Consider the following 6,314-nt stretch of genomic DNA (forward strand, 5'->3'; position numbering starts at 1 on the left):
CATGGTCCGCCACTTCCTCCGCGACGACGACCTGAGCCCCGCCGAACAGAAGCGGGTCCTGGACCTGGCCATCGCGTTCAAGAAGGCCCCGCTGGACCACCAGGTCCTGTCCGGGCCGCGGGCGGTCGCCGTCATCTTCGACAAGCCCTCCACCCGCACCCGCGTCTCCTTCAGCGTCGGCGTCGCCCAGCTCGGCGGCTACCCGCTGGTCATCGACTCCGGCAGCAGCCAGCTCGGCCGCGGCGAGGAGATCGGCGACACCGCGCGGGTGCTGGAGCGGCAGGTCGCGGCGATCGTGTGGCGGACCTTCAGCCAGTCCCGGATCGAGGAGCTGGCCGCGGCGTCCTCGGTGCCGGTCGTCAACGCCCTGACCGACGACTTCCACCCCTGCCAGATCCTCGCCGACCTGCAGACGGTGCGCGAGCACAAGGGCCGGCTGGCCGGGCTCACCATGGCCTACCTCGGCGACGCCGCCAACAACATGGCGAACTCCTACCTGCTCGGCGGCGCCACCGCCGGCATGCACGTGCGGGTCTGCGGACCGGACGGGTACCTGCCCCGGCCCGACATCGTCGCCGACGCCGAGCGCGTCGCGGAGTCCACCGGCGGCTCGGTCGCGGTGACCACCGGCGTCGCCGAGGCCTGCACCGGAGCCGACGTCCTGGTCACCGACACCTGGGTGTCCATGGGCCAGGAGGACGAGAAGGCGGCGCGCGTCGAGATCTTCAAGCCCTACGCCCTGGACGAGGCCGCGCTGGCGCTCGGCGCCCCGGACGCGATAGTCCTTCACTGCCTCCCGGCGTATCGGGGCTATGAGATAGCCGCCTCGGTGATCGACGGCCCGCAGAGCGTGGTGTGGGACGAGGCGGAGAACAGGCTCCACGTGCAGAAGGCCCTACTCGCTTTCCTGTTGGAGTCCTCCTCATGAGCGAAGCCACCGTCCCGCAGACCCGCACCGCGCGCCACCAGCGGATCGCGCTGCTGTTGGAGCGGCACTCCGTCCGCTCCCAGGCGGAGCTGGGCCGGCTGCTGGGCGAGGACGGGCTGTCCGTCACCCAGGCCACGCTGTCCCGGGACCTGGACGAGCTCGGCGCGGTCCGGGTGCGCGACGGCGCCGGGAACCTGGTCTACGCGATCCCGGCCGAGGGCGGCGACCGCACGCCGGTGGCCGCGCAGTCGGAGCCGGTGTTCGAGCACCGGCTGCACCGGCTGCTGGGGGAGCTGCTGGTCAGCGCGGAGGCGTCGGCGAACCTGGTGGTCGTGCGCACGCCGCCGGGGGCCGCGCAGTTCCTGGCCAGCGCCTTCGACAAGGCGTCGATCCAGGAGCTCCTCGGCAGCATCGCCGGCGACGACACGGTGCTGCTGATCAGCCGCGAGCCGGACGGCGGCCCGGCGCTGGCCGCGAAGCTGCTGGCCGCGGCCGAGAACTGACTTTCTTCGGTACTGGCTTTCTTCGATTTCGAATTCACATAAGGGAACGGCGACGAACATGAGCAACCCGGCACCCAAGTCGCAGCTTTGGGGCTCCCGCTTCTCCGGCGGACCGTCGGAGGCGCTGGCCGCCCTGTCGGCGTCGGTGCACTTCGACTGGCGGCTGGCGCAGTACGACATGGCCGGCTCGCGGGCCCACGCGCGCGTCCTGAACCGCGCCGGCCTGCTCGGCGACGAGGACCTGGCCGCGATGCTGGCCGGGCTGGACGCGCTGGAGGCCGACGTGGTCTCCGGGGCGTTCGTGGCCACGGTCGCCGACGAGGACTGCCACACCGCGCTGGAGCGCGGCCTGATCGAGAAGCTCGGGGCCGAGCTCGGCGGGCGGCTGCGGGCCGGCCGTTCGCGCAACGACCAGATCGCCACGCTGGGCCGGATGTTCCTGCGCGACCACGCGCGGCAGATCGCTGCGTTGCTCGCCGATCTGGAGCAGGCGCTCATCTCTCAGGCTTCGGCGCACCGGGACGTGGCCATGCCCGGCCGTACGCACCTGCAGCACGCACAGCCGGTGCTGTTCGCGCACCACGTGCTGGCGCACGCGCAGGCGCTCTCCAGGGACGCCGAGCGGCTGCGGGACTGGGACAAGCGGGCCGACGTCTCGCCGTACGGCTCCGGCGCGCTGGCCGGCTCGACGCTCGGGCTGGACCCCGAGGCCGTCGCGGCGGACCTGGGCTTCTCGGCCAGCGCCGCGAACTCCATCGACGGCACCGCCTCGCGGGACGTGTTCGCCGAGTTCGCGTTCGTCACCGCGATGATCGGGATCGACGTCTCCCGGATCGCCGAGGAGATCATCCTGTGGACCACGAAGGAGTTCTCCTTCGTGACCCTGGACGACGCCTTCGCCACCGGCTCCTCGATCATGCCGCAGAAGAAGAACCCGGACATCGCCGAGCTGGCGCGGGGCAAGTCCGGCCGGCTGATCGGGAACCTGACCGGCCTGCTGGCCACGCTCAAGGCCCTGCCGCTGGCGTACAACCGGGACCTGCAGGAGGACAAGGAGCCGGTGTTCGACTCGGTCGACACGCTGGAGGTGCTGCTGCCGGCGTTCACCGGGATGATCGCGACGATGGTCGTGCACGGCGACCGGATGGCCGCGCTGGCGCCGCAGGGCTTCTCGCTGGCGACCGACGTCGCGGAGTGGCTGGTGCGGCAGGGCGTGCCGTTCCGGGTCGCGCACGAGGTCGCCGGCGGCTCGGTGCGGTACTGCGAGGAGCGCGGCCTCACGCTGGAGGAGCTGACCGACGCGCAGCTTGCTGAGATCTCCCCGCTGCTGACGCCGGACGTGAAGACGGTGCTGAGCGTCGAGGGGTCGCTGGCCTCCCGCGACGGCCGCGGCGGGACGGCGCCGAAGCGGGTCGCCGAGCAGCTGGAGGAGCTGGTCGCGGACGTCGCCGGGCAGCGGGAGTGGGCCGCGCGCTGATCGGTTGCTGATTGGTTCGCAACGATTGCGTCGCCGACAGTAGCCAGTTGGCGACGCATTCGGCATTCTGTTAGGCATGCTCGACGACAGCGACTACGAGGACTCACCCCGTGAGCCATGGTCGGAGGTGGCGCCGGGGTTGTGGATGGGCGGCCACGTCTACACGGCGGTCGACGGGATGTCGACGAAAGCCATCGTCACCGACCAGTTCGATGTGGTCTACAGCCTGACGCAGAAGGTGGGCTACGGACCTGCCCCCGGAGTGGAGCACCATGTGCTGCGCCTGCCCGACGACGTGCTGACCGCTCAGCAGATCCGCGACGTCGAGGAGTTCGCGGCGTCGGCGGCCTCGGACTACGCCTCGGGGCGGCACGTGCTGGTGCGGTGTTGGGCCGGCATGAACCGCTCCGGGCTGGTGGTCGCAGAGGTACTCATACAGAGCGGCTATACGGCGGCGGACGCTATAGCGATGATCCGCAAGTACCGTTCGCCGGCCGCGCTGAACAACGAGTCCTTTGTGGCGTACCTGGAGACCGGGCTCGGACTCGCGGCCGAACTGTCGGGGCTCTGGAGCGGCTGACAGGTCCGGTTTCCGCTAAGGGGCGTGGGCGCGGCGTGATTGACTCGGCGTATGCCTGTCGTGCCGCGGTCCTTCTTCTCACGCCCTTCTGAGGACGTCGCACCGGACCTTCTGGGGTGCCTTCTGGTTCGGGACAGTACGGAGGGCCGCCGTGTCTTGCGTATTACCGAGGTCGAGGCGTACGCCGGCCCGTTGGATCCCGCTTCCCACGGCTATAGAGGGAAGACTCCGCGGACCGAAGTGATGTTCGGGCCTCCGGGGTTCCTGTACGTCTACTTCACATACGGCATGCATTACTGCATCAACTTCGTCTGTAGTCCCGATGGGGAGTGTTCGGCGGTTCTCATCCGTGCCGGGGAGATCGTCGAGGGAGCCGATCTGGCACGTACTGTGCGGGTCGGGTCTTCGGACCGCGACTTGGCACGGGGTCCGGCGCGGCTCACCAAGGCGTTGGGCCTGGGCCGCGAAGACAACGGTCGCGATTTGTGTGACGGCGGTCCCTTGACGGTCCTTGCGCGGGAATCCGCCGACTTCACCGTCGTGACCGGTCCCCGCGTCGGAGTGTCGACCGCCAAGGAGATCCCCTGGCGGTTCTGGATCGAGGGCGACAAGACGGTCAGCCCCTATAAGGAGCAGAAGCCCAAAGCGCGGTCCGCCACGTCGTCCTGAGACCTGAACCCGTTCGCACGACCGGTGTCCCATACGGCAGGCTGGACTACCACACCATCAACCCACTAGCGATGACCGCGAGGGATACCGTGACCGACATCGTCGATGACCTGAAGTGGCACGGGCTGCTGGCCCTGTCCACGGACGAGGACGCGCTGCGCAAAGCGTTCGCCGACGGGCCGGTCACCTTCTATGTGGGCTTCGACCCCACAGCGCCCTCCCTGCACTTCGGCAACCTGGTCCAGATGATCGCCGCCCGGCGCATCCAGGAGGCCGGGCACAAGCCGCTGATCCTGGTCGGCGGCTCGACCGGACTGATCGGCGACCCCAAGCCGACCTCCGAGCGCACGCTCAACAGCAAGGAGACGGTCGCGGAGTGGGTCGAGAAGATTCGCGAACAGGTCTCCCGCTTCGTCTCCTTCGAGGGCCCCAACGCCGCGCGCGTGGTGAACAACCTCGACTGGACCGCGCCGATGTCCGCGATCGACTTCCTGCGGGACATCGGTAAGCACTTCCGCGTCGGGAAGATGCTGTCCAAGGATGCGGTGAGCGCACGCCTGAACTCCGAGGCCGGCATCAGCTACACGGAGTTCAGCTACCAGATCCTTCAGGGCCTGGACTTCCTGGAGCTGTACCGGCAGTACGGATGCGTTCTGCAGACCGGTGGCAGCGACCAGTGGGGCAACATCACCGCGGGCGTCGACCTGATCCACAAGGCTGAAGGCGCCGCGGTGCATGCGCTCGCCACTCCGCTGCTCCTTAAGGCGGACGGCACGAAGTTCGGCAAGACGGAGTCCGGCACAGTGTGGCTCTCTGCAGAGCTGATGACGCCGTACGCCTTCTACCAGTTCTTCCTGAACTCCGAAGACGCAATGGTGGTCAGCTACCTGAAGGTGTTCAGCTTCCGGTCCCGCGAGGAGATCGAGGAACTGGAGCGGCTGACGACGGAGAAGCCGCAGATGCGCGCCGCACAGAAGGCGCTCGCCGAGGAGATCACGACACTGGTGCACGGAGCCGAGGCCACCGCTCAGGTGATTGCGGCCTCCAAGGCGCTGTTCGGTCAGGGCGACCTGGCCGAGCTCGACGAGCCCACCTTGCGCGCGGCGCTGGCCGAGCTGCCGGGCACGAAGGTCACCGAGCTGGTCCCGGTCGCGCAGCTGCTGGCCGACACCGGCCTGGTCGCCAGCCGCGGCGCCGGCCGCCGGACGATCAACGAGGGCGGCGCGTACGTGAACAACCGCAAGATCGAGGCCGAGGACGAAGTGCCGGCCGAGGCGGACCTGCTGTACGGCCGCTGGCTCGTGCTGCGGCGCGGCAAGCGCACCCTCGGCTCGGTCGAGGTCGGGGTCTGACCTGCCGTTGGGGCGGCCGTCCGCGCTCAAGTTGACGTGGACGGCCGCCCAGCGTACAGTTTGTAGACGTTGCCCACCAGGCAGGATCAACGCAATCGCGGGATCACTCCGGGTAACCATTCGAAGCGATTTACCTCCACGGCAAGTGCGACGCTCTGTTCCCGGGTTCCCGGAAGCAGCGAAGCGACGCAGGTGCCGTGTTGGCGTCTTCGGATGCATCAGGACCCTGACGGCGCCGATTTGGTCGGTGGCCACGGAGTCCGATACAGTCTGGGAACCGCCGAGGAACAGGACATTAAATCCCGCCCAAGGCAATCGCAACAAAGCGAAAAGCTGAAATTGCGAGTAACGCGGAGGATCTGCTAAGATCTAAAGCGAAGCAAGGCAAGAAAGACAAAAGGAAAACAGCAAGACCTGACAACGCCGGGTCGCAGCCGATCGGAACGGAAGTTCTGAGACGAGTGGTTCGGGCGTCTGTTTCTTGAGAACTCAACAGTGTGTGACGAATTGTGATGCCATGCGACCTCGGTCCTGCGCTCTTCGTGAGCGATGGTCCGAGTGTCTTGAACACATGGTTGACAGTGCCCATCCCGACCCCCGTCGGGGTGTATGCGACTGTCCGCCAGGTGACTCTTCTGACACCTCTGTCCGACCTTCTGGGTTATATTCCAACACAGTCGGTCGGCTGGTGATAATCATCAATGGAGAGTTTGATCCTGGCTCAGGACGAACGCTGGCGGCGTGCTTAACACATGCAAGTCGAACGGTGAACCGCTTTCGGGCGGGGATCAGTGGCGAACGGGTG

The 6,314-nt window shown here is 67.8% G+C and carries 6 protein-coding genes and 1 rRNA gene; all 7 read left to right on the forward strand.

The genetic code is table 11. From position 1 onward, the window contains the following. The first annotated feature begins 1 nt into the window (after position 1). Positions 2 to 928 (forward strand): ornithine carbamoyltransferase, encoded by a 927-nt coding sequence (gene argF / locus GWK61_RS31100; protein WP_194915008.1) that lies wholly within the window; start codon positions 2 to 4, stop codon positions 926 to 928. Continuing rightward, a complete protein-coding gene (locus GWK61_RS31105) occupies positions 925 to 1,431 on the forward strand; it encodes an arginine repressor (RefSeq protein WP_194915010.1) in 507 nt (168 codons plus the stop codon). The genes argF and GWK61_RS31105 overlap by 4 nt, the downstream gene beginning before the upstream one ends. A 58-nt stretch (positions 1,432 to 1,489) precedes the next feature. Then, positions 1,490 to 2,908: an argininosuccinate lyase gene (gene argH, locus GWK61_RS31110; protein WP_194915012.1), complete on the forward strand. Its 1,419-nt coding sequence runs from the start codon at positions 1,490 to 1,492 to the stop codon at positions 2,906 to 2,908. Between the two features lie 76 nt (positions 2,909 to 2,984). Then, positions 2,985 to 3,488 (forward strand): protein-tyrosine phosphatase family protein, encoded by a 504-nt coding sequence (locus GWK61_RS31115; protein WP_194915025.1) that lies wholly within the window; start codon positions 2,985 to 2,987, stop codon positions 3,486 to 3,488. A 51-nt stretch (positions 3,489 to 3,539) separates the two neighbouring features. Beyond that, entirely contained in the window at positions 3,540 to 4,157 is a 618-nt protein-coding gene (locus tag GWK61_RS31120) for a DNA-3-methyladenine glycosylase (RefSeq protein WP_194915027.1), read from the forward strand. A gap of 89 nt (positions 4,158 to 4,246) precedes the next feature. After that, the gene (tyrS, locus tag GWK61_RS31125; protein WP_194915042.1) at positions 4,247 to 5,509 is read left to right on the forward strand and encodes a tyrosine--tRNA ligase; all 1,263 of its coding nucleotides are present in this window, start codon (positions 4,247 to 4,249) and stop codon (positions 5,507 to 5,509) included. Between the two features lie 698 nt (positions 5,510 to 6,207). Further along, positions 6,208 to 6,314: ribosomal RNA gene (locus GWK61_RS31130) — 16S ribosomal RNA — on the forward strand; the annotation flags it as partial.

This window comes from Catenulispora rubra (assembly GCF_015356825.1).
GTDB lineage: Bacteria > Actinomycetota > Actinomycetes > Streptomycetales > Catenulisporaceae > Catenulispora > Catenulispora rubra.